This window comes from Variovorax sp. F042 (assembly GCF_057814215.1).
In genome coordinates, this window is record NZ_JBVASX010000002.1 from 248,588 (window position 1) to 267,835 (window position 19,248).

Below are 19,248 nucleotides of genomic sequence, written 5' to 3' on the forward strand. Positions count from 1 at the left end.
CTCTTTTATTCGTTCTCGAGCATGGAGCGGATCAGCGGAATGGTGATCGCGCGTTGCGTCTGCAGGGCATAGCCGTCGAGCTGCGTGAGCAGCTCCATCAGGCTGCCGAGGTCGCGGCTGAATCGGTGCAGCATGTAGTCGAGCACGTCGTCGGACAGCATCACGCCGCGCGCATCGGCGGCCTGGCGCAGCACCGCGCGGCGTTCGCTTTCGCTCAGCACCTGCAAGTGGAACACGTGGCCCCAGCCGAGGCGGGTGCGCAGGTCTTCGCGCAGCGGCAGGTCGGCCGGCGGCAAGGCGCCAGCGGCGACCACGCCACGCTGCAGGGTCTGGGCGTTGACGAACCAGTTGAAGGCCGCGTGCTGCTGCACGGCGGTGTAGAGGTGCACATCGTCGAGCAGGACGGCGCCCCAGCGCTCGTCGAACTCGGGCGGCTCCAGCAGGCCGGCGTGCAGCCAGCCCACGCTGGCGCCCTGCTCGCGCAGTGCGACACGCACCGATTCGAGCAGATGGCTCTTGCCGCTGCCGCCTTCGCCCCAAAGATAGGTGGGCACCGGCGAGTGCAGCGCGGGGCTGCCGGCGCCGCCCACCCACACTTGCAGGTGCCGCAGCGCCGCCTCGTTGGGGCCGGCAAAAAAGGCGTCGAAGCTGGGGCCCGTCGCAATGCCGATATCGAGCGCGAGCTGTTTCATCCCGGGAAGGTTCATGGAGGGGGCCGCGAGGGCCCTTAAAATCGTGAGGAATTCTATCGGCCCGGCCACCATGGTTACCGGCGCCGCCTTCCGCTCCTACTCTTCGCGTCCTTCCCGACCTCGACCACCCATGACTTCCCCTACGCCCACTCCTCTCAGCTACAAGGATGCCGGTGTCGACATCGATGCCGGCGACGCGCTGGTCGACCGCATCAAGCCCCTGGCCAAGAAGACCATGCGCGAAGGAGTGCTGGCCGGCATCGGCGGCTTCGGCGCTCTGTTCGAGGTGCCCAAGCGCTACAAGGAGCCGGTGCTGGTGAGCGGCACCGACGGCGTGGGCACCAAGCTCAAGCTGGCCTTCGAATGGAACATGCACGACACGGTCGGCATCGACCTGGTGGCAATGAGCGTCAACGACGTGCTGGTGCAGGGCGCCGAGCCCCTCTTCTTCCTCGACTACTTCGCCTGCGGCAAGCTGGACGTGGACACGGCCGCTGCCGTGGTCGGCGGCATCGCCCGCGGCTGCGAACTGTCGGGTTGCGCCCTCATTGGCGGCGAAACCGCCGAAATGCCCGGCATGTACCCGGCCGGCGAGTACGACCTGGCGGGCTTTGCGGTCGGCGCGGTCGAAAAGTCGAAGATCCTCACGGGCCAGAACGTCAAGCCCTGCGACGTGGTGCTGGGCCTGGCCTCGGCCGGCGTGCACTCCAACGGTTTCAGCCTGGTGCGCAAGGTGATCGAACGCGCCGGCGCCGACCTGCCCGCCACCCTCGACGGCAAGCCCTTCCGCGAAGCCGTGATGGAACCCACCCATCTCTACGTGAAGCCCGTGCTCGAAGCGCTGGGCAAGCACCCGATCAAGGCACTGGCCCATATCACCGGCGGCGGCCTGCTCGAGAACATCCCGCGCGTGCTGCCAGAAGGCACCGCCGCCCACCTGAAGAAGGGCAGCTGGCCGCAGACCGAGCTGTTCGCCTGGCTGCAGAAGGTGGCCGGCATCGACGACATCGAGATGAACCGCACCTTCAACAACGGCATCGGCATGGTGGTCGTGATCGACGCGGCTGAAGCCGCCGCCTGCGCCGCCACGCTGCGCGCCGCTGGCGAATCGGTGCACGAGATCGGCGTGATCGCCGAGCGCGGCGAAGGCGCCGCGGTAGTCGTCGGCTGAGCGCCGGCTGCCCATCCACAATGTCCTGAACAGAGCACGCGACGCCCCGGATGGCCAAGAAGCCACAACCCATCAGCCCCGCCGTGACAACGGCCCCCGTCCACCGCCCGGCCGCCTCGCGCGGCGTGATGATCGCAAGCTACCTGCTGATGCTGGCCGCCTTGCTGCTGGTGATGTGGGAGCACCTGCTGCCGGGGCTGCTGTGCGCCTGCATCGGCTTCCTGGCCACGCGGTGGTTCGCACGGGTGCTGAGTGCGGGCATGCGGCGCATTCCGGCACTCGGCGGCCAGCGCGCCGATGGCTGGGCCGGCGTGCTGGCCGTCATCCTCGTGCTGGTGGGGCCGATCGCGCTGATCACGCTGCTGCTGTCGCAGGCCCGCGAATACATCGTCGACGCGCCTGACCAGTACCGCGAATTGCTCGACTACACGGCGCGCACGGTGCTGGAGCTGCGCTCCAAGCTGCCGGTCGAAATCGCTGTCTACCTACCCGAGGGCGCCGCCGAGGTGCAGCGGGTGATCGCCAATTACCTGCGCGCGCAGGCCGGCTCGCTGGCCGTGGCCGGGCGCGCCTGGCTGCACGGCATTCTCTTTTCGTACGTGGGCCTGATCGTGGGCGGCCTGGCCGCCGTGGCGCACGCGCCGCTGCGTCGCCTGCCGCTGGCCGACCAGCTGCACCAGCGCGTGCGGACCTTCGGCGAAGCCTTCGGCCAGATCGTGGCGGCCCAGTTCTGGATTGCGGCCTTCAACACGCTGCTCACGGCGATCTTTCTGCTGTTCATCATGCCGACGTGGGGGGCTCACCTTCCGTACACGCCGGCGCTCATCACCCTCACCTTCCTGGCGGGGCTGGTGCCGATCGTGGGCAACCTGGTCTGCAACTCGGTGATCACGCTGGTGGGGCTGTCGGTGTCGCCGGTCACGGCGGCGGCGTGCCTGATCTTCCTGATCGTGATCCACAAGGCCGAGTACGTCATCAACGCCAAGGTGGTCGGCGCACGCACGCAGATGAGCGTGTGGGAGCTGCTTGCCGTGATGTTCGTGGCCGAGGCGGTGTTCGGGCCGGCTGGGCTGGTGGCGGCGCCGCTGTACTACGCGTACCTGAAGAAAGAGCTGCAGGCGGCGTCGCTGGTCTGACGAGGCCGTTTGGCAGCAATGTCCTGATCTGATCGGTTTTGGTCCGGCCGCGAGCGGACTGCGGGCTGGCAAGGCAGAAGAATAGGCGGCATCATCCACTTTGCCTCTGCGAGCCCCGCCATGAAAACCTGTCTGATTGTGATCGACGCCCAGGAATCGTTCCGCCAGCGCGCGTACTGGTCCGAGAGCCAGGCCACTCCCTACTTCGCCGCGCAGAACGCGCTGATCGAAGGCTGCGCCGCCGCCGGCGTGCCGATCGTGCGGGTCTTTCACACCGACGAGCCCTCCGATGCGAGCAACCCGTTTGCCGTCGAATCGGGCCACGTGCGCCCCATCGGCGGGCTTGCCGACTTTGCCGCAGCAGCCACCTTCACCAAGCACCGCCACAGCGCGCTGGTCAACAGCGGGCTGGACATCTGGCTCACGCAGAACGGCATCGGCCGGCTGATCGTGAGCGGCATCCGCACCGAGCAGTGCTGCGAAACCACAACCCGCCACGCCTCGGACCTGGGCTGGGAGGTCGACTACGTGACCGACGCCACGCTCACTTTCGACATGGTGCAGCCGAACGGCCAGCCGCTTTCAGCCGCCGACATCAAGGCCCGCACCGCCACCGTGCTGCAGGGCCGCTTCGCCACTGTCTGCACCGTGGCGCAGGCGCTCGAACGGGCCGTGGCGTGAGCGGCATGAGCTTGCGTGTGCTCATCCTCGCCTTCGACGGCGTCGAAGCGCTGGACTTCGCCGGCCCCTTCGAAGTGTTCACCACCGCGAGCCGGGTCAGCCAGCGGATGCAGCCGGGCACGGCGGCGCCGTTCGATGTCGCATCGGTGGCCCACGCTGCACACGGCCAGCCCGTGCAGGCGCGCGCCGGTCTGCAGCTGCTGGCCAACCACACGCTGGCCGACAGCCCGAAGGCCGACGTGCTGATCGTCCCCGGCGGCGTGGTCGACGCGCCGATGGCCAGCCCCGACACCCTGCGCTGGATCGCCCACAGCGCAGCCGGTGCGCAGGTCGTCGCCTCGGTCTGCACCGGCGCCTTCCTGCTGGCCGAAAGCGGCGTGATCACGAACGACACCGTCACCACCCACTGGGAAGACATCGCCGACCTGCGCGAGCGCTTTCCTTCGCTCGACGTGCGCGACGGAGTGCGCTGGGTCGACAACGGCCGCATCGTCAGCTCCGCGGGCATCAGCGCCGGCATCGACATGAGCCTGCACCTCGTCGAGCGGCTGGCCGGACGCGAACTGGCCGAGCGCACCGCGCGCCAGATGGACTACGCATGGACCCGCAACCCCAGCCACGACCCATCCGCGTAGTCTTCGTCCTCCTGCCCGGCAGCATCGTGCTCGACTGGGCCGGCCCGGCCGAGGCGCTGCGCATCGCCAACCAGCGGCTGTGCGCAATGGGCCAGCCCGAGCGTTTTGCCATCGAGTTCGCGAGCCCCCGGCCGACGACGATGGGCTCGGTCGGCGTCGCGCTGGCCGGGCTTTCGCCCTTGCCGACGCAGTGGGACGGCCCCGGCTGGATCGTGCTGGTCGGCCTGCCCGGCGACACCATCGCCATCGACAACCCCGAGACGCAAGACCTGCTGCACTGGCTGCGCGGCCTGCGCTTCGAACGCGACCGGCTGGAGCTGCTGACGATCTGCGCCGGCGCGGTGCTGGCCGCGCATGCCGGTGCGCTGGCGGGCCGGCGCGCCACCACGCACCACCAGCACCTCGACGAACTTCGTGCCGTGGAGCCGCGCTGCGACGTGGTCAGCAACCGCGTGTTCGTGATCGATCCGCCGCTGTACAGCAGCGCGGGCGTGACGACCGGCATCGACCTCGTCCTGCACCGCATCGCCGGGCTGTGCGGCGAAGCGCTCGCGGCGCAGGTCGCGCAGACCATGGTGGTGGCGCTGCGCCGCGGCCCGCACGACCCGGAGCTGTCGCCCTTTCTCGCCTACCGCAACCACCTGCATGCCGCGCTGCATCGCGTGCAGGACGCGGTCAGCGAACAGCCGCAGGCCGACTGGAGCGTGCCGCGCATGGCCGAGGTGGGGCACACCTCGGCGCGGCATCTCACGCGGCTGTTCGTCGAGCATGCGGGCGTAGCGCCGCTGGCCTATCTGCGGCGGCTGCGGCTCGCAGCTGCGCAACTCGCGCTGGCCTCGGGCGCGAGCGTGACGCGGGCGGCGGAGCAATCGGGCTTCGGCTCGGACACCCAACTGCGCCGCGCGTGGCACCAGTTCGGGTTGCCGGGCTCGCCTTCGGAGGCGAACTCGGCCTTCAAGGCCTGAAAACGCTCAGTGCCAGACGCCGACGGGCGCCGGCCCGGGCACGCGCAGCAGCCTGTCGTCGCCGATCTCGAGCAGCCGGTTGGCCGCATAGCTGTTCTGCGAGTCGGGCTCCAGCGCCGCGCTGACCAGCGGCGACAGCGGCTGCGCCAGCGACACGTAGAAGCTCCCCGGCTGCACCACCGCGCGACCGGCCCGCGGCCGCACGCGGAAGGCGCGGATCGCCTCGCCGTCCTCGATGGCACCACGCGCATCCTGCCGCTGGCCGTCGGTCTGCGACAGGATCTCGTAGCGCTCCACCTGCCAGGGCGCCGCGCTGTCGATGCGCTCTACCCGCACGCCCAGCATCTGCAGGCGCTGCACGGCCGTGGTCTCGCTGGCCGCGAGCAGATAGCCGCACGGGCGCGGGCGCGCGTTGGCAATCTTGAGCGGCTCGGCGGCGCGCCATTCGACGTCGATGGTCTTGTCTTCCCCGGTCTTCGCGTCGAGGAATTCGAGGCGTTGCCGCATCGGCGTCTGCCAAGCCTCGACCACGAGATCGCCATGGCACGCCTCGGCCTTGGCGCGCTGGCCAGCCTGCGCGGTGAGCTGCATCAGCGCCGGCCCCTGCTTCGCGGCCGTCTCGATGACGGTGGTGGCGGCCAGTACCTGCGTGTGCACGCGGCGCGCAAAGTGCGCACGCCCGAGCCCCACGCCGCGCACTTCGAGCAGCAGGCTCACGGCCTGGCGCAGCGCGCTCACGTTGCGTCCGGTGTCGGGCTGCACGCCGCCCATCGACACGGTGCGGTCTTCGCTCTTGCCGCCGGAGGTGGTGTGGTACTTGAAGCCCTGCAAGCCGGCCTGCGTGAATGCGGACTGGATGGCGTCGACGTAGTCGCGCTGCGCACCCACGGCGATGGCGGAGTCGAGATTGCCCACGGTGGCAGGCTGCAGCAGGCCGTCGTACTTCATGACCGCGCCGAACTTCTCGATCCAGCGGCCGCCGACGGTGAACTCGTGCAGGTCGAGCACCACCTGCGGCTGGTAGCGCAAGGTGGCGGCCGCGAGCATGCGCGCCTCGGGCGTACGCAGCAGCAGGTGGTCGCGATTCACGTCGATGCCGTTGGCGGTGACGCGGGTGAAGCGCTCGGCGCCGTCCGGGTTGCCGCGCGGCACCAGCACCAGGTTCACCTTCTTCAGCAGCGCGGCGCCGGGCTCGCTGGCGAACTGCTGCGCCAATGCCAACACGGCTTCGCCACCGGCCGGCTCGTTGCCGTGCTGCTGGCCGATCACCATCACGGTAGGCCGCGCGGGATCGATTCGCCCCTGGTCGGCCAGCACCACCAGCGGCATTTCGCGCCCCTGCTGCGTCAGGCCCAGGCGCTCGACGCGAACGTTCGGCGACTGGCGCGCAAGGTCGCTCAAAAAGGCCAGCACCTCGGCATGCGAAGGAAAGTCGGCGCGCCCGGCGCGAAAACCCGGCGTGGCGTAACTCACCGGCGGATCGGGGAAACGCGCGGCGATGGCCTGCGGCTCGACCCACGCCTTGGCGGGGTCGAACTGGGCCTGGGCCGAAAGGGCCGGCAGCAGGGCCAGGCAGGAAACGCACAGGAGGCGGAGGGAGGGGGTGCGCAGCATGGCGCGCATTTTCTCCCGGCACCGGCCGCGCGAGCCAGCGCAGCTTCAGCAGGCGCTCAGCTCACCCGGCGGGGCCATCGAGGAGGCAGGCCCGCGCACGTGCGAGCAGCAGCGCCCGCTCGCGCGTGTTGCGCGTGAGCGCCGCGGCGCGGTCGAATTCCTTGCGCGCCTCGTCGCGGCGGCCGAGCTTGAAGAGCAGATCGCCGCGCACGGTCGGCAGCAGGTGGTAGCCCTTGAGCGAGGGCTCGTCCATGAGCGCATCGACCACCTCCAGCCCCGTCGCCGGCCCGAAGGCCATCGACAACGCGACCGCCCGGTTGAGCTCGACGATGGGCGACGGCGTGAGCTCGGCCAGCGCGTCGTAGAGCGCGGCAATGCGGCCCCAGTCGGTTTCGTCTGCGGTGCGCGCGCGGCCGTGGCAGGCGGCGATGGCGGCCTGCAGCGCATAGGGGCCTAGCGCGCCGCCGAGTGCTTCAGCACGCGCGAGCGCCGCGAGGCCGCGACGGACCAGCATCTGGTCCCAGCGCGCGCGGTTCTGTTCGAGCAGCAGCACCGGCTCGCCCGAAGGCCCCATGCGCGCGGCGGTGCGCGAGGCCTGGATTTCCATCAGCGCCACGAGGCCGTGCACCTCCGCCTCCTTCGGTACCAGCTCGGCCACGATGCGGCCCAGGCGCAGGGCCTCGTCGCACAGCGTGGGGCGCATCCAGTCGTCGCCGGCAGTGGCCGAGTAGCCCTCGTTGAAGATCAGGTAGATCACTTCGAGCACCGAGGCGAGCCGGGCTTCGAGCTCGTGCCGGCGCGGCACCTCGAAGGGCACGCGCGCCTCGGCCAGCGTGCGCTTGGCGCGCACGATGCGCTGCGCCACGGTGGCCTCGGGCACGAGAAAGGCGCGCGCGATTTCGTCGGTGGTGAGGCCGCCCATCAGCCGCAATGTGAGCGCCACGCGGGCCTCGGTCGACAGCACCGGGTGGCAGGCGGTGAACACCAGCCGCAGCAGGTCGTCGCCGATGTCGTCGTCCAGCGCGGCATCGATCGCCTCGGCGAAATCGTCTTGTGCCATTTCGTGCTGCGCGTCGATCTCGCGGCCGATTTCGCCGGCCTTGTGCTCGGCCAGCTGCAGGTGGCGCAGGCGGTCGAGCGCGCGGCGTTTGGCCACTGCCGTGAGCCAGGCCGCGGGGTTGTCGGGCACGCCGGATTCGCTCCATTGCTCAAGCGCCGAGACCAGCGCGTCCTGCGCCAGCTCTTCAGCCAGGCCCACGTCGCGCACCATGCGCGCGACGGTGGCGATGATCTTCGCGGACTCCATGCGCCACACCGCCTCGATGGTGCGGTGGATGGCGGCGACGTCTGCGCGGCCCTCTTCCCTGATCACAGCTTTACGGCTCGGTCTTCTTGACCGTCTGCATCGACGCGAACTCGCTGGTCAGCGCCTGCACGTCGGGCGGGTAGTCGCCGATTTCCTGGATCTGGCGCACCTCGATGACTTCGTTGTCGGAGCCGGGGCAGCGGGCAGCCCATTCGATGGCGGTGGCGCGCGAGGGCACGTCGATGATCCAGAAGCCGCCGAGCACTTCCTTGGCCTCGGCGAAGGGGCCGTCGACGATCTTGGGCTTCTTGTCCTTGAAGCTCACGCGCGCGCCCATCGAGGGCGGATGCAGGCCGTCGCAGCTGATCAGCACGCCGGCTTTCTGCATCGATTCGTTGTAGGCCATCATGGCCGACACCGCATCGACGTCTTCGGGGATGGTGCCGGGCGCGGCGGTTTCGTAGCCGTGGGGAATCATCAGCAGCATGAATCGCATGGTGGATCTCCTTGGGTTCGATTCGGTTGCGGCTGCTTCAGCTGCCGGCCTTCGCGCGGGCCTCGGTCTCGGCGCGCAGGCGGTCTTCCTGGGCGAGCAGCTCGGGCGTCATCGAATCGCCGAAGTCGGCAGCCTCGAACACCTGGCGGATCTCGATCTCGCCTTCCTGGAAGGGGCTGCGCTTGATCCACTCGATGGCTTCTTCCTTTGACTTGACCTGGAACAGCCAGAAACCAGCCAGCAGCTCCTTGGTTTCGGCGAAGGGGCCGTCGATGACGGTGCGCTTGGTCGGGCCTTCGCAGCGCACGCGCACGCCCTTGGAGCTGGGGTGCAGGCCTTCGCCCGCCAGCAGCACGCCGGCCTTGACCAGTTCCTCGTTGAACTTGCCCATGGCGGTGAGTATTTCGGTGCTGGGCATCACACCGGCTTCGGAATCGGCGTTGGCCTTGACCAGAATCATGAATCGCATGTCGTTTCTCCTGAAGGTTGATGAGACTGGGAGCGGCTGACGAATGAAATTTGCCTGCTCCTGTTCACACGTCGGACGAGCGGAAGACGGATCGACACGATCGCATCGATCTATTTGTAATTTTGTGTTTCTGAAATCGAGGCTTCAGGGCAGATAGCCGCAGAAGCGCAGCACGTGGCCGTCGGGCTCCCGGATCGCGAATTCGCGCAGTCCCCAGGGCTGGGAGGTCGGCGGCTCGATGACCGTCACGCCGCGCTTCACGTAGGCGGCGTGCAGGCCGTCGATGTCCTTGCCCACGTGGATCACGATTTCGCCGCGCCAGGGCTTGGCCTCGCGCGAGTTGCATTGCCACAGCCTCAGGTAGACCGGGTCGCCGTAGCTGCGGTCGCCCTTCTTCACCCGGGCGTAGCTGGGCGGCTCCCCCGCGATGAAGTCGAGCTCGAAGCCCAGCACGTCGCGAAACCACCGCGCGGCGCGCGACACGTCCGACACCGGCAGCACCGGCTGCACGCCGTGGAATTCATGCAGGGTGCCCAGGTCGGGCGCCGGGCTCACACCGGCCTTGGTGTTCATTTCAGCTGGCCATTCGGCGCAACATGGCGACGCGCTCAGCGATCGCGTCGATGTCGAGGGCGTCCTCGGCCTTCCCCAGATAGGTTTCCAGGTCGCGCACGGCCTGCGCCGTGTTGCCCTGCTCGGCGTGCGCGATGCCGCGGTCGCGGTACTCGCCCCAGGCGCTGGGCAGCAGGGCGATCAGGCGGTCCTGCACGGCGATGACGCGCTGCCAGTCTTCCTGCGCGTGGTGCACTTCCTTCAGGTTGCGCAGCATGCGCGCGATGATTTCGCGCGGGCTTGCGGGCTGCAGGTACAGGCCCAGCGGCACGTCGAAATCGCCGACCAGGCCATTGCTGCGCTTGTAGGGTTCGAGCCGCTCGCCGAGTTCCTCGCGCGACAGCGACTTGCCGGTGAAAGGATCGATCACCACCTGCCCCTTGGGCAGCGTCACCTTGAGCATGAAATGCCCCGGAAACCCGATGCCGCGTGCCTGCAGGCCCAGGCCCTGCGCCAGTTCCATCCACAGCACGGCCAGCGAGATCGGAATGCCGCGGCGGGTGCGCAGCACGGCGTTCAGGTAGCTGTTGTCGGGGTCGTAGTAGTCGTTGACGTTGCCGCCGAAGCTCAGGTCATTGAAGAAGAACTGGTTCAGGGCGCGCAGGCGGGCCAGCGGTGCGGCGTCGGCCGGCAGGCGGCGCTTCAGGCGGGCCAGGAGCTGGTCTACATCGCCAAGCACCTGCTGAACGTCGAGATCGGGGTATTCGTCCTGCGCCAGGCTGGCGGCAGCTTCGAGCAACGGAAATTGGTCGTCGCTGCGAACCAGCGATTCGAAATACTCCAGTGCGGTAGGAACCTGAAAGCTGAACGTCATGTGTCTTTGTAGAGGAGCATTCAGGGAGCGTCAAGGCGGGACACGTGCGTATTGCCAACGCCCTGCGCGCTGGCTTCAGCGGCGCAGGAAGCTGCGCAACCGCACGCCGACGGCCGCCAGCACGGCGAAATAGAGCAGCGCCGAGCCGGCGATCAGCGCAGCGAGCAGGCCGATGCGCAGCAGGCGCTGCTCGCGCAGGCCGACCCAGTCGAAATGGCCCGAGCCCCAGAACAGCAGGCCGGCCAGCACCAGCGTGCCCGCCAGCACCTGCAGCGCGAACTTGCCCCAACCCGGTTCGGGCTTGTAGCTGCCGCGGCGCATCAGGCCGACAAGCAGCCAGGTCGAATTGACCAGCGCGCCGATGGCGATGGTCAGGGTCAGCGCCGCGTGCTGCAGCACAGGCACCAGGAAGATATTGAGCACCTGCGTCAGCACCAGCACGCCCACGGCAATGAGCATCGGCGTGCGCGTGTCGTGCTTGGCGTAGTAGCCGGGCGCGAGCACCTTCACGGCCACGATGCCGACCAGCCCAACGCCGTAGCCCATCAGCGCCAGGGTCGTGCGGCCCACATCCTCGCCGGTGTACGCGCCGTTGTGGAAGAGCACCGCCACCAGCGGCTTGGCAAACAGCAGCAGCGCGATGGCGCAAGGCGCGGAAAGCAGCACGACGAGACGAAGGCCCCAGTCGAGCAGCGACGAATAGCGCGCGTCGTCCTTGGCGGCGCGGGCGCCGGCCAGCTGCGGCATCAGCACCACGCCGAGCGCGACGCCGAGCATGGCGGTGGGAAATTCCATCAGACGGTCGGCGTTGGTGATCCAGGTGACGCTGCCCACTGCAAGGTGCGAGGCGATCTGCGTGTTGATGAGCAGCGAGATCTGCGCCACGCTCACGCCCAGCAGCGCGGGCAGCATCAGCTTGAGCACCTTGCGCGTGGCAGGGTCGGTCCATGCGGTCCGCAGCGCCCGGAAGCTCGCGCCGACACGCGGCATCAGCCCGAGCTTGCGCAGCGCCGGAATCTGCAGGGCCAGCTGCAGCACACCGCCCACCAGCACGCCCACGCACTGCGCATAGATCGGCTCGATGCCCCACCGGCGGAACAGCGGCGCCCCGACCACGATCGCCAAAATCAGCGCAATGTTGAGCAGCACCGGCGACGCCGCCGGCACCGCGAACTTGCGCCAGGTGTTGAGAATGCCGCCCGCCAGCGCCACCAGCGACATGAAGCCGATGTACGGGAACATCCAGCGCGTCATGATCACGGCCGAGTCGAAGCCGGGCAGTCCGCTCGCCATGGCCCAGACCAGCAGCGGCGCGCCGGCCACGCCGGCCACGCACACGACCAGCAGTGTCCAGGTGAGCAGCGTGGCGACGTGGTCGATCAGCTGCCGGGCGCCCTCTTCCCCGTCTTCGGCCTTGCGCGCGGCCAGCACTGGCACGAAGGCCTGGCTGAAGGCGCCTTCGCCGAAGACCCGCCGGAACAGGTTGGGGATGCGAAATGCGACGTTGAAAGCGTCGGTCAGCGCGCTGACGCCGAAAACCGAGGCAAACAGCACGTCGCGCACAAGGCCCGTGATCCGCGAAGCGAGAGTCAGCAGGGAGACGGTGGAGGCGGATTTGAGCAGGGACACGGGGGCCGAGTGTAGGGCCCGCGAAGGTGCCGAAACGGGCCGATTCGGGCGCGAATTGGGCAAAAGGGCCAACCCGGCCTATAATGGTGGGCTTTGCTGCATCATCCTCAGACACCTAAGGAACATTAAATATGGCATCCGCCAAGCCCAAGAAGAAGAACCCGCGCCTCGCCTCCGGCCGTAAGCGCGTCCGCCAGGACACCAAGCTCAACGCTGCGAACACCTCGCTGCGCTCCAAATACCGTACCGCTGTCAAGAACGTCGAAAAGGCTGTTCTGGCTGGCGACAAGACCAAGGCAAGCGAACTGTTCGCGAAGGCCCAGAGCATCGTCGACACCGTCGCCGACAAGGGCATCTTCCACAAGAACAAGGCAGCCCGCGACAAGAGCCGCCTGTCGGCCAAGGTCAAGGCCCTCGCCCTCGCGCCTGAAAAGGCCGCCGCCTGACACCTGTCAGGCAAGCCCGGACCGGAATCCTCCAGTCCGCCGTTTGATCGGGGTGCGCTGCAGCAAAGTGAAAAACCGCCTTCGGGCGGTTTTTTCATGCCCATTCGATTTGCGCCCCAGGGCGACGGGCAAGAAAAAAGGCCGCTCAGGACTTCTTGGGGGGGATGGGCGTGTCGGGCACCAGACAGGCCTCGGCCACCTGCAGGTCGTTGTCTCTCGCGAAGTTCACGCAGAAATCCCAGGCCATCGGCTCGGCATCGCGCAGCTCGCGGTTCACGATCACGCACTTCACGCCGTTGATGGTCGTCGGAATGCACCAGGGCGAGTAGCTCAGGTGGCTGCCCGGATAGGCGCCGCCGGGGCGAAAAGAGCACATCACGCCGGCCAGACGCTCGGCCCAATCGCTGGGGCGGAATGTCCGGCCATCCTTGGTGATGCCCTGGATGAAGATTTCTTTGGCAGTGGGGGAAATCATCGTTGAATGAGGCGACCGGAGCGGGTGCTGCGGTGCAGCAAGCGATTCTATCCGCGGCACTTTTTGCATCCTGAACATGGGGCATTGCTGTAATGCGGAATCCTCAACGAAGCCGTCAAACGGCACGCCTAGAATCCGCCTTCCCTATCTGGAGAACCCGAATGAGCGCTACCGCCCAGCCCACCTCGCCCCACGTCATGAACACTTACGGTCGCCTGCCGATCGCACTGTCGCACGGTCAGGGTTGCCGAGTCTGGGACACCACGGGCAAGGCCTACATCGACGGCCTCGGCGGCATTGCCGTGAACACGCTGGGCCACAACCACCCCGAGCTGGTGCCCGCCCTGCAGGACCAGCTGACCAAGCTGATCCACAGCTCCAACTACTACCACGTGACCGGCCAGGAACAGCTCGCCACCAAGCTGACCGAGATTTCGGGCCTCACCAACGCGTTTTTCTGCTGCACCGGCCTCGAAGCCAACGAAGCCGCCCTGAAGCTGGCGCGCAAGTTCGGCCACGACAAGGGCATCGAGCGCCCCGAGATCGTCGTCTACGAAGCCGCCTTCCACGGCCGCAGCATCGCCACCCTGTCGGCCACCGGCAATCCCAAGGTGCAGGCCGGCTTCGGCCCGCTGGTCGAGGGCTTCATCCGCGTGCCGCTGAACGACATCGAGGCGCTGAAGAAGGCCACCGAAGGCAACCCCAACGTGGTTGCCGTGTTCTTCGAAACCATCCAGGGCGAAGGCGGCATCCACCCGATGCGCGTCGAATACCTCAAGCAGGTGCGCCAACTCTGCGACGAGCGCGACTGGCTCATGATGATCGACGAAGTGCAGTGCGGCATGGGCCGCACCGGCAAGTGGTTCGCCCACCAATGGGCGGGCATCAAGCCTGATGTGATGCCGCTGGCCAAGGGCCTGGGCTCGGGCGTGCCGATCGGCGCCGTGGTGGCCGGCCCCAAGGCCGCCAACATCTTCGGCCCGGGCAACCACGGCACCACTTTCGGCGGCAACCCGCTCGCCATGCGTGCCGGCGTCGAAACCATCCGCATCATGGAAGAGCACAAGCTGCTCGAAAACGCCGCCACCGTCGGCGCCCACCTCAAGGCCGCGCTGGAGCGCGAAATCGGCGGCCTGCCCGGCGTGAAGGAAATCCGCGGCCAGGGCCTGATGCTGGGCATCGAACTCGACCGTCCCTGCGGCGTGATCCTGAACCGCGCCTGCGACGCCGGCCTGCTGCTGAGCGTGACGGCCGACAAGGTGATCCGCCTCGTGCCGCCGCTCATCCTGAGCATTGCCGAAGCCGACGAGATCGTTGCCATCCTCGCGCCCATCGTCAAAAACTTCCTGTCGGAGCCTGCCGCCCAATGACGACCGCCACGACGACCGCACCCGCCGCCATCCGGCACTACCTGCAGTTCTCGGACTTCACGGCCGACGAGTACGCCTACCTCTTCGATCGCATGGCGATCATCAAGAAGAAGTTCAAGACCTACGAAAAGCACCAGCCGCTGGTCGACCGCACGCTGGCCATGATCTTCGAGAAGGCCAGCACGCGCACCCGCGTGAGCTTCGAGGCCGGCATGTACCAGCTCGGCGGCAGCGTGGTCCACCTGACCACCGGCGACAGCCAGCTCGGACGCGCCGAGCCCATCGAGGACAGCGCCAAGGTCATCAGCCGCATGGTCGACATCGTGATGATCCGCACCTACGAGCAGACCAAGATCGACACCTTTGCCGCGCACTCGCGGGTGCCCGTCATCAACGGGCTGACCAACGAGTTCCATCCCTGCCAGATCCTCGCGGACATCTTCACCTACATCGAGCACCGCGGCTCCATCCAGGGCAAGACGGTGGCGTGGGTGGGCGACGGCAACAACATGGCCAACACCTGGCTGCAGGCGGCCGAGATCCTGGGCTTCACGGTGCACGTGAGCACGCCCAGCGGCTACGAGGTGGACCAGTCGATCGCCGGCATCCGCTCGGGCGACAGCTACAAGGTCTTCAAGGACCCGATGGAAGCCTGCCGCGGCGCCGACCTCGTGACCACCGACGTCTGGACCAGCATGGGCTACGAGGCCGAGAACGAGGCGCGCCGCAAGGCCTTTGCCGACTGGTGCGTCGACGAGGACATGATGCGCATCGCCCAGCCCGGCGCCCTGTTCATGCACTGCCTGCCTGCCCACCGCGGCGAAGAGGTGCAGGCCGAAGTCATCGACGGGCCACAGTCTGTGGTGTGGGACGAGGCAGAGAACCGCCTGCACGCGCAAAAGGCGCTGATGGAGTTCCTGCTCCTCGGCAAGCTCTGACCACCTGAAGTACAAGGCGCAGCCGCATGTCCGATTGCCAGCAATGCGGCGCCTGCTGCGCCAGCTACCGCGTCGACTTCAGCGTGCATGAGCTCGACGACAACGGCGGCAAGGTGCCCTCGGGCCTCGCCGTCGAGGTGAACGACGCCATCTGCCGCATGCGCGGCACCGACCACACGCCCATGCGCTGCGCTGCGCTCACCGGCAAGATCGGCCAGTCCGTGGGCTGCGGCATCTACGAATGGCGCCCCAATCCGTGCCACGAGCTTCAAGCTGGCAGCGACGCCTGCGAGCGGGCCCGGGCACGGCACGGGTTGCCAGCGCTGTCGTCGTTGCACTGATCCGTTCAACTCGTCACGTTCGGTGTTGGAAATAACCGACACCACGACCCCTCGCCCGGCGCTAACTTCGCGCCATGGCTCCATCACATCAGCAACGCATCTGGGACATCTCGCCGCCCGTGCATGAAGGCGCGCCGGTCTTTCCCGGCGACACGCCCTACCAGCAGCGCTGGGCGGCGACCATTTCACCGGACTGCCCGGTGAATGTCAGCGAGATCAAGCTCTCGCCCCACGTCGGCGCGCACGCCGATGCGCCGCTGCACTACGACCCCGAGGGCCAGACCATCGGCAACGTCGACCTCACGCCCTTTCTCGGCCCCTGCCGCGTGATCCACGCGATCGACAAGGGCCCGCTCGTCGAGTGGGATCACATCGCCCACGCCGTCGACAGCACCCTGCCCCCGCGCGTGCTGGTGCGCACCTACACCACCATGCCGGTCGGCCACTGGGACCCGCAGCTTGCGGCCTACGCCCCTGCCACCGTCGAGCGCCTCGCGGCCATGGGCGTGAAGCTCATCGGCATCGACACCGCCAGCATCGACCCGGCCGACAGCAAGACGCTGGAAAGCCACCAACGCATTCGCCGCCTCGACCTGCGCGTGCTCGAGAACCTCGTGCTCGACGACGTGCCCGAGGGCGACTACGAACTCATCGCGCTGCCGCTCAAGCTGGTCAGCGCCGATGCCTCCCCCGTTCGCGCCGTGCTGCGCGAACTCCCCCGCTGAAACCTCCACCATGACGACACTTGCAGACTGCCGCGCGCTCGACGCGCAAGACCCGCTGCGCGCCTTGCGCGACCAATTCACCATTCCCGAGGGCGTGCTGTACCTCGACGGCAACTCGCTCGGCGTGATGCCCAAGGCCGCACCGGCACGCATCGCTGAGGTGGTGACGAAGGAATGGGGCGAAGGCCTGATCCGCTCGTGGAACACCGCGAGCTGGTTCGACCTGCCGCAACGCCTGGGCGACAAGGTGGCACGACTGATCGGCGCAGCGCCCGGCGAAGTGGTGTGCACCGACAGCACCTCGGTCAACCTCTACAAGGTGCTGTTCGCGGCACTCTCGCAACAGAAGGACAGCGGTCGCAAGCTGGTGATCAGCGAGCGCAGCAACTTCCCGACCGACCTGTACATTGCCGAATCGCTGTGCCGCGAGCGCGGCTTCACGCTCAAGCTGATCGATGCGAGCGAACTGCAAGGCCCGGATTCGGTGCTCACCGACGAAGTGGCCGTGCTGATGCTCACGCACGTCAACTACCGCACCGGCGCCATGCACGACATGAAGTCCGTCACCGCCGCCGCCCACGCCGTGGGCGCGCTCACGGTGTGGGACCTCGCGCACAGCGCAGGTGCCGTGCCGGTCGCGCTCAACGACAGCGAGGCCGACTACGCCATCGGCTGCGGCTACAAGTACCTGAACGGCGGCCCCGGCGCGCCGGCGTTCGCATGGGTGAACACGAAGCACGCAGGGCAGTTCGAGCAGCCGCTGTCCGGCTGGTGGGGCCATGCGGCGCCCTTCGAGTTCACGCCGCACTACCGGCCTGCCCCGGGTGTAGGCCGCTACCTCTGCGGCACGCAGCCGATCATCGCGCTGGCCGGGCTCGAATGCGGGCTCGACACCGTGCTCGCGGCCGAAGCCTTCAACGGCACGAACGGCGCGATGGCCGCGCTGCGCACCAAGTCGCTCGCGCTCACCGACCTGTTCATCGCACTGGTCGAAGAGCGCTGCGCCGGTCAAGGCCTCTCGCTCGTCACCCCGCGCGACCACGCACTGCGCGGCTCGCAGGTCTGCCTGAGCCGAGAAGAAGGTGCCTACGCCATCGTGCAGGCGCTGATCGCACGCGGCGTGATCGGCGACTACCGCGCCGGCGACTCGCAGATGCCCGACATCCTGCGATTCGGTTTCACGCCGTTGTACCTGAGCTTCGAGGACGTGTGGAACTCGGTCGAGCACCTGGCGCAGGTGCTGGAGACGGGCGAGTGGAAGCGCGAAGAGTTCAACCGCAAGAACGCCGTAACCTGAGACGAAGCCAGCCATGAAATCCCGACTGATCATTCTGTACACCGCCTTGCTGATGCTGGCGGCACCCGCCCTTGCACAGCAACCGGCGTTCACGCTGCCGCAACTGAAGGCCTTCGCCGAACTGACGCCCGACGCCTTTCGCCAGCAGATCAAGAGCCAGGGCTTCTCGTATGCCGACAAGACCGTGACCGACGAGGTCAGCATGATCGAGTACGAGAAGTTCGTCGACGGCCAGACCACGCACCTGATGAAGTCCACCTACGTGGAAAGCCGCCGCAGTGAGGACGGCGTGCAGCTCTCGCTGACCGACAAGGCCGCCTTCGAGCGCCTCGTGAAGGAGGCACGCGACACCGGCTACAAGCCGGGCGAGAAGGGCCGCATTCCCGGCGGCGAGACCTACCAGGAATACAAGCGCAAGAACGAGGTCGTGCGCTTCGTCTATCCGAAGAAGGAGTCCGGCATGGGCCTTCCTTCCTATACCGCCGTGGTCTGGCGATGACCCGCCAGCAAACATCATGAGCACCGACAAGTCCCCCGAGAACATCGTCCACGAGGAAAAAGCGCAGCTGGACTTCAGCAAGTCCATGAGCTACGGCGACTACCTGCACCTCGACGAGATCCTCAACGCGCAGCATCCGCTTTCGCCCGCGCACGACGAAATGCTGTTCATCGTGCAGCACCAGACCAGCGAGCTCTGGATGAAGCTGATGCTGCACGAGCTGCGTGCCGCCACCGCCCACATCGCCGAAGAGAAGCTGGCCGACGCATTCAAGATGCTCGCGCGCGTGAGCCGCATCATGGAACAGCTGGTGAGCGCATGGACCGTGCTCTCGACCATGACGCCGCCCGAGTACACGGCGATGCGCCCCTACCTCGCGAACTCCAGCGGCTTCCAGAGTGCGCAGTACCGGTGCATCGAATTCGCGCTCGGCAACAAGAACGCCGCCATGCTCAAGCCGCATGCACACCGCGCCGATCTGCTGGCGCAGGTCGAAGCGGCCTATCGCGCGCCTTCGCTGTACGACGAGTCGCTGCGCCTGCTGGCACGCCACGGCCTGCCGGTGCCCGCCGACCGGCTGGAACGCGACTGGACACAGCCCTACGAATCGAGCGATGGTGTCGAAGCGGCGTGGCTCACGGTCTACCGCAATCCGCACGATCACTGGGATCTCTACCAGCTCGGTGAAAAGCTCACCGACCTGGAAGACGCGTTCCGCCTCTGGCGCTTTCGCCACGTGACGACGGTCGAGCGCGTGATCGGCTTCAAGCGCGGCACCGGCGGCACGGGCGGCGTGAGCTACCTGCGCAAGATGCTCGACGTGGTGCTGTTTCCGGAAATCTGGAAGCTGCGCACCGACCTGTAATCTGGAAGACCGCGCGCGAAGTTGGCTCCTACAATCCGCGCGGCACCGGCACTTCAAGACTCGACAAGGCTC

22 protein-coding genes are annotated in these 19,248 nt (G+C 67.6%); 13 read left to right on the forward strand and 9 right to left on the reverse strand.

Annotated features, from left to right (window positions below):
- Nucleotides 1-5: 5 nt before the first annotated feature.
- A complete protein-coding gene (gene hda / locus ACZYSP_RS09670; RefSeq protein WP_305367572.1) occupies nt 6-692 on the reverse strand; it encodes a DnaA regulatory inactivator Hda in 687 nt (228 codons plus the stop codon).
- 130 nt (nt 693-822) lie between these two features.
- On the opposite strand from hda, the gene purM reads away from it, so the two are divergent.
- The 5 genes from purM (at nt 823) to ACZYSP_RS09695 (ending at nt 5,280) form a co-directional block, all read left to right on the forward strand.
- Nucleotides 823-1,863, forward strand: a complete 1,041-nt coding sequence (gene purM / locus ACZYSP_RS09675; RefSeq protein ID WP_489013987.1) for a phosphoribosylformylglycinamidine cyclo-ligase — start codon at nt 823-825, stop codon at nt 1,861-1,863.
- Between the two features lie 50 nt (nt 1,864-1,913).
- Nucleotides 1,914-2,999: an AI-2E family transporter gene (locus tag ACZYSP_RS09680; protein WP_489013989.1), complete on the forward strand. Its 1,086-nt coding sequence runs from the start codon at nt 1,914-1,916 to the stop codon at nt 2,997-2,999.
- Nucleotides 3,000-3,119: 120 nt separating this feature from the next.
- Complete coding sequence (locus tag ACZYSP_RS09685) at nt 3,120-3,680, forward strand: cysteine hydrolase family protein (RefSeq protein WP_489013991.1); 561 nt, start codon at nt 3,120-3,122, stop codon at nt 3,678-3,680.
- A 5-nt stretch (nt 3,681-3,685) separates the two neighbouring features.
- Entirely contained in the window at nt 3,686-4,315 is a 630-nt protein-coding gene (locus ACZYSP_RS09690; RefSeq protein ID WP_489013993.1) for a DJ-1/PfpI family protein, read from the forward strand.
- Complete coding sequence (locus ACZYSP_RS09695) at nt 4,279-5,280, forward strand: GlxA family transcriptional regulator (RefSeq protein WP_489013995.1); 1,002 nt, start codon at nt 4,279-4,281, stop codon at nt 5,278-5,280. Before ACZYSP_RS09690 ends, ACZYSP_RS09695 begins: the two co-directional genes overlap by 37 nt.
- Before the next feature lie 6 nt (nt 5,281-5,286).
- Here the strand turns inward: ACZYSP_RS09695 and ACZYSP_RS09700 are convergent, their stop codons facing one another.
- The 7 genes from ACZYSP_RS09700 to murJ form a co-directional block, all read right to left on the reverse strand.
- Nucleotides 5,287-6,894 carry a M14 family zinc carboxypeptidase gene (locus tag ACZYSP_RS09700; protein WP_489013997.1) on the reverse strand — a complete coding sequence of 536 codons (1,608 nt, stop codon included), beginning with the start codon at nt 6,892-6,894 and terminating at the stop codon, nt 5,287-5,289.
- Between the two features lie 61 nt (nt 6,895-6,955).
- Complete coding sequence (locus ACZYSP_RS09705; protein ID WP_489014514.1) at nt 6,956-8,200, reverse strand: RNA polymerase sigma factor; 1,245 nt, start codon at nt 8,198-8,200, stop codon at nt 6,956-6,958.
- Between the two features lie 70 nt (nt 8,201-8,270).
- A complete protein-coding gene (locus ACZYSP_RS09710; protein ID WP_489013999.1) occupies nt 8,271-8,696 on the reverse strand; it encodes a YciI family protein in 426 nt (141 codons plus the stop codon).
- Nucleotides 8,697-8,733: 37 nt separating this feature from the next.
- On the reverse strand, nt 8,734-9,165 hold the full coding sequence (locus ACZYSP_RS09715; protein WP_093049633.1) for a YciI family protein: 432 nt from the start codon (nt 9,163-9,165) through the stop codon (nt 8,734-8,736).
- Nucleotides 9,166-9,309: 144 nt separating this feature from the next.
- On the reverse strand, nt 9,310-9,738 hold the full coding sequence (locus ACZYSP_RS09720) for a bleomycin resistance protein (RefSeq protein ID WP_093049630.1): 429 nt from the start codon (nt 9,736-9,738) through the stop codon (nt 9,310-9,312).
- A gap of 1 nt (nt 9,739) precedes the next feature.
- A complete protein-coding gene (locus ACZYSP_RS09725) occupies nt 9,740-10,591 on the reverse strand; it encodes a SirB1 family protein (protein WP_093049627.1) in 852 nt (283 codons plus the stop codon).
- Between the two features lie 75 nt (nt 10,592-10,666).
- On the reverse strand, nt 10,667-12,220 hold the full coding sequence (gene murJ / locus ACZYSP_RS09730) for a murein biosynthesis integral membrane protein MurJ (RefSeq protein WP_489014002.1): 1,554 nt from the start codon (nt 12,218-12,220) through the stop codon (nt 10,667-10,669).
- 131 nt (nt 12,221-12,351) lie between these two features.
- On the opposite strand from murJ, the gene rpsT reads away from it, so the two are divergent.
- Nucleotides 12,352-12,666, forward strand: a complete 315-nt coding sequence (rpsT, locus tag ACZYSP_RS09735) for a 30S ribosomal protein S20 (protein ID WP_007831346.1) — start codon at nt 12,352-12,354, stop codon at nt 12,664-12,666.
- Nucleotides 12,667-12,811: 145 nt separating this feature from the next.
- On the opposite strand, the gene ACZYSP_RS09740 is transcribed toward rpsT, so the two are convergent.
- Nucleotides 12,812-13,141, reverse strand: coding sequence for a DUF3579 domain-containing protein (locus tag ACZYSP_RS09740; protein WP_489014005.1), 330 nt, complete (start codon nt 13,139-13,141; stop codon nt 12,812-12,814).
- Nucleotides 13,142-13,302: 161 nt separating this feature from the next.
- Here ACZYSP_RS09740 and ACZYSP_RS09745 point away from each other — a divergent pair, with 161 nt between their 5' ends.
- The 7 genes from ACZYSP_RS09745 (at nt 13,303) to kynA (ending at nt 19,176) form a co-directional block, all read left to right on the forward strand.
- Complete coding sequence (locus tag ACZYSP_RS09745) at nt 13,303-14,511, forward strand: aspartate aminotransferase family protein (RefSeq protein WP_440533717.1); 1,209 nt, start codon at nt 13,303-13,305, stop codon at nt 14,509-14,511.
- Entirely contained in the window at nt 14,508-15,449 is a 942-nt protein-coding gene (gene argF / locus ACZYSP_RS09750) for an ornithine carbamoyltransferase (RefSeq protein ID WP_093075528.1), read from the forward strand. Before ACZYSP_RS09745 ends, argF begins: the two co-directional genes overlap by 4 nt.
- A 26-nt stretch (nt 15,450-15,475) precedes the next feature.
- Entirely contained in the window at nt 15,476-15,790 is a 315-nt protein-coding gene (locus tag ACZYSP_RS09755; protein ID WP_093049612.1) for a YkgJ family cysteine cluster protein, read from the forward strand.
- Nucleotides 15,791-15,864: 74 nt separating this feature from the next.
- Complete coding sequence (gene kynB, locus ACZYSP_RS09760; protein ID WP_093075529.1) at nt 15,865-16,515, forward strand: arylformamidase; 651 nt, start codon at nt 15,865-15,867, stop codon at nt 16,513-16,515.
- A 10-nt stretch (nt 16,516-16,525) separates the two neighbouring features.
- Nucleotides 16,526-17,812, forward strand: a complete 1,287-nt coding sequence (kynU, locus tag ACZYSP_RS09765) for a kynureninase (protein ID WP_489014008.1) — start codon at nt 16,526-16,528, stop codon at nt 17,810-17,812.
- Between the two features lie 13 nt (nt 17,813-17,825).
- On the forward strand, nt 17,826-18,311 hold the full coding sequence (locus tag ACZYSP_RS09770; protein ID WP_093049603.1) for a hypothetical protein: 486 nt from the start codon (nt 17,826-17,828) through the stop codon (nt 18,309-18,311).
- Between the two features lie 16 nt (nt 18,312-18,327).
- Nucleotides 18,328-19,176: a tryptophan 2,3-dioxygenase gene (gene kynA / locus ACZYSP_RS09775; RefSeq protein WP_093075533.1), complete on the forward strand. Its 849-nt coding sequence runs from the start codon at nt 18,328-18,330 to the stop codon at nt 19,174-19,176.
- The last annotated feature ends 72 nt before the right edge of the window (nt 19,177-19,248 follow it).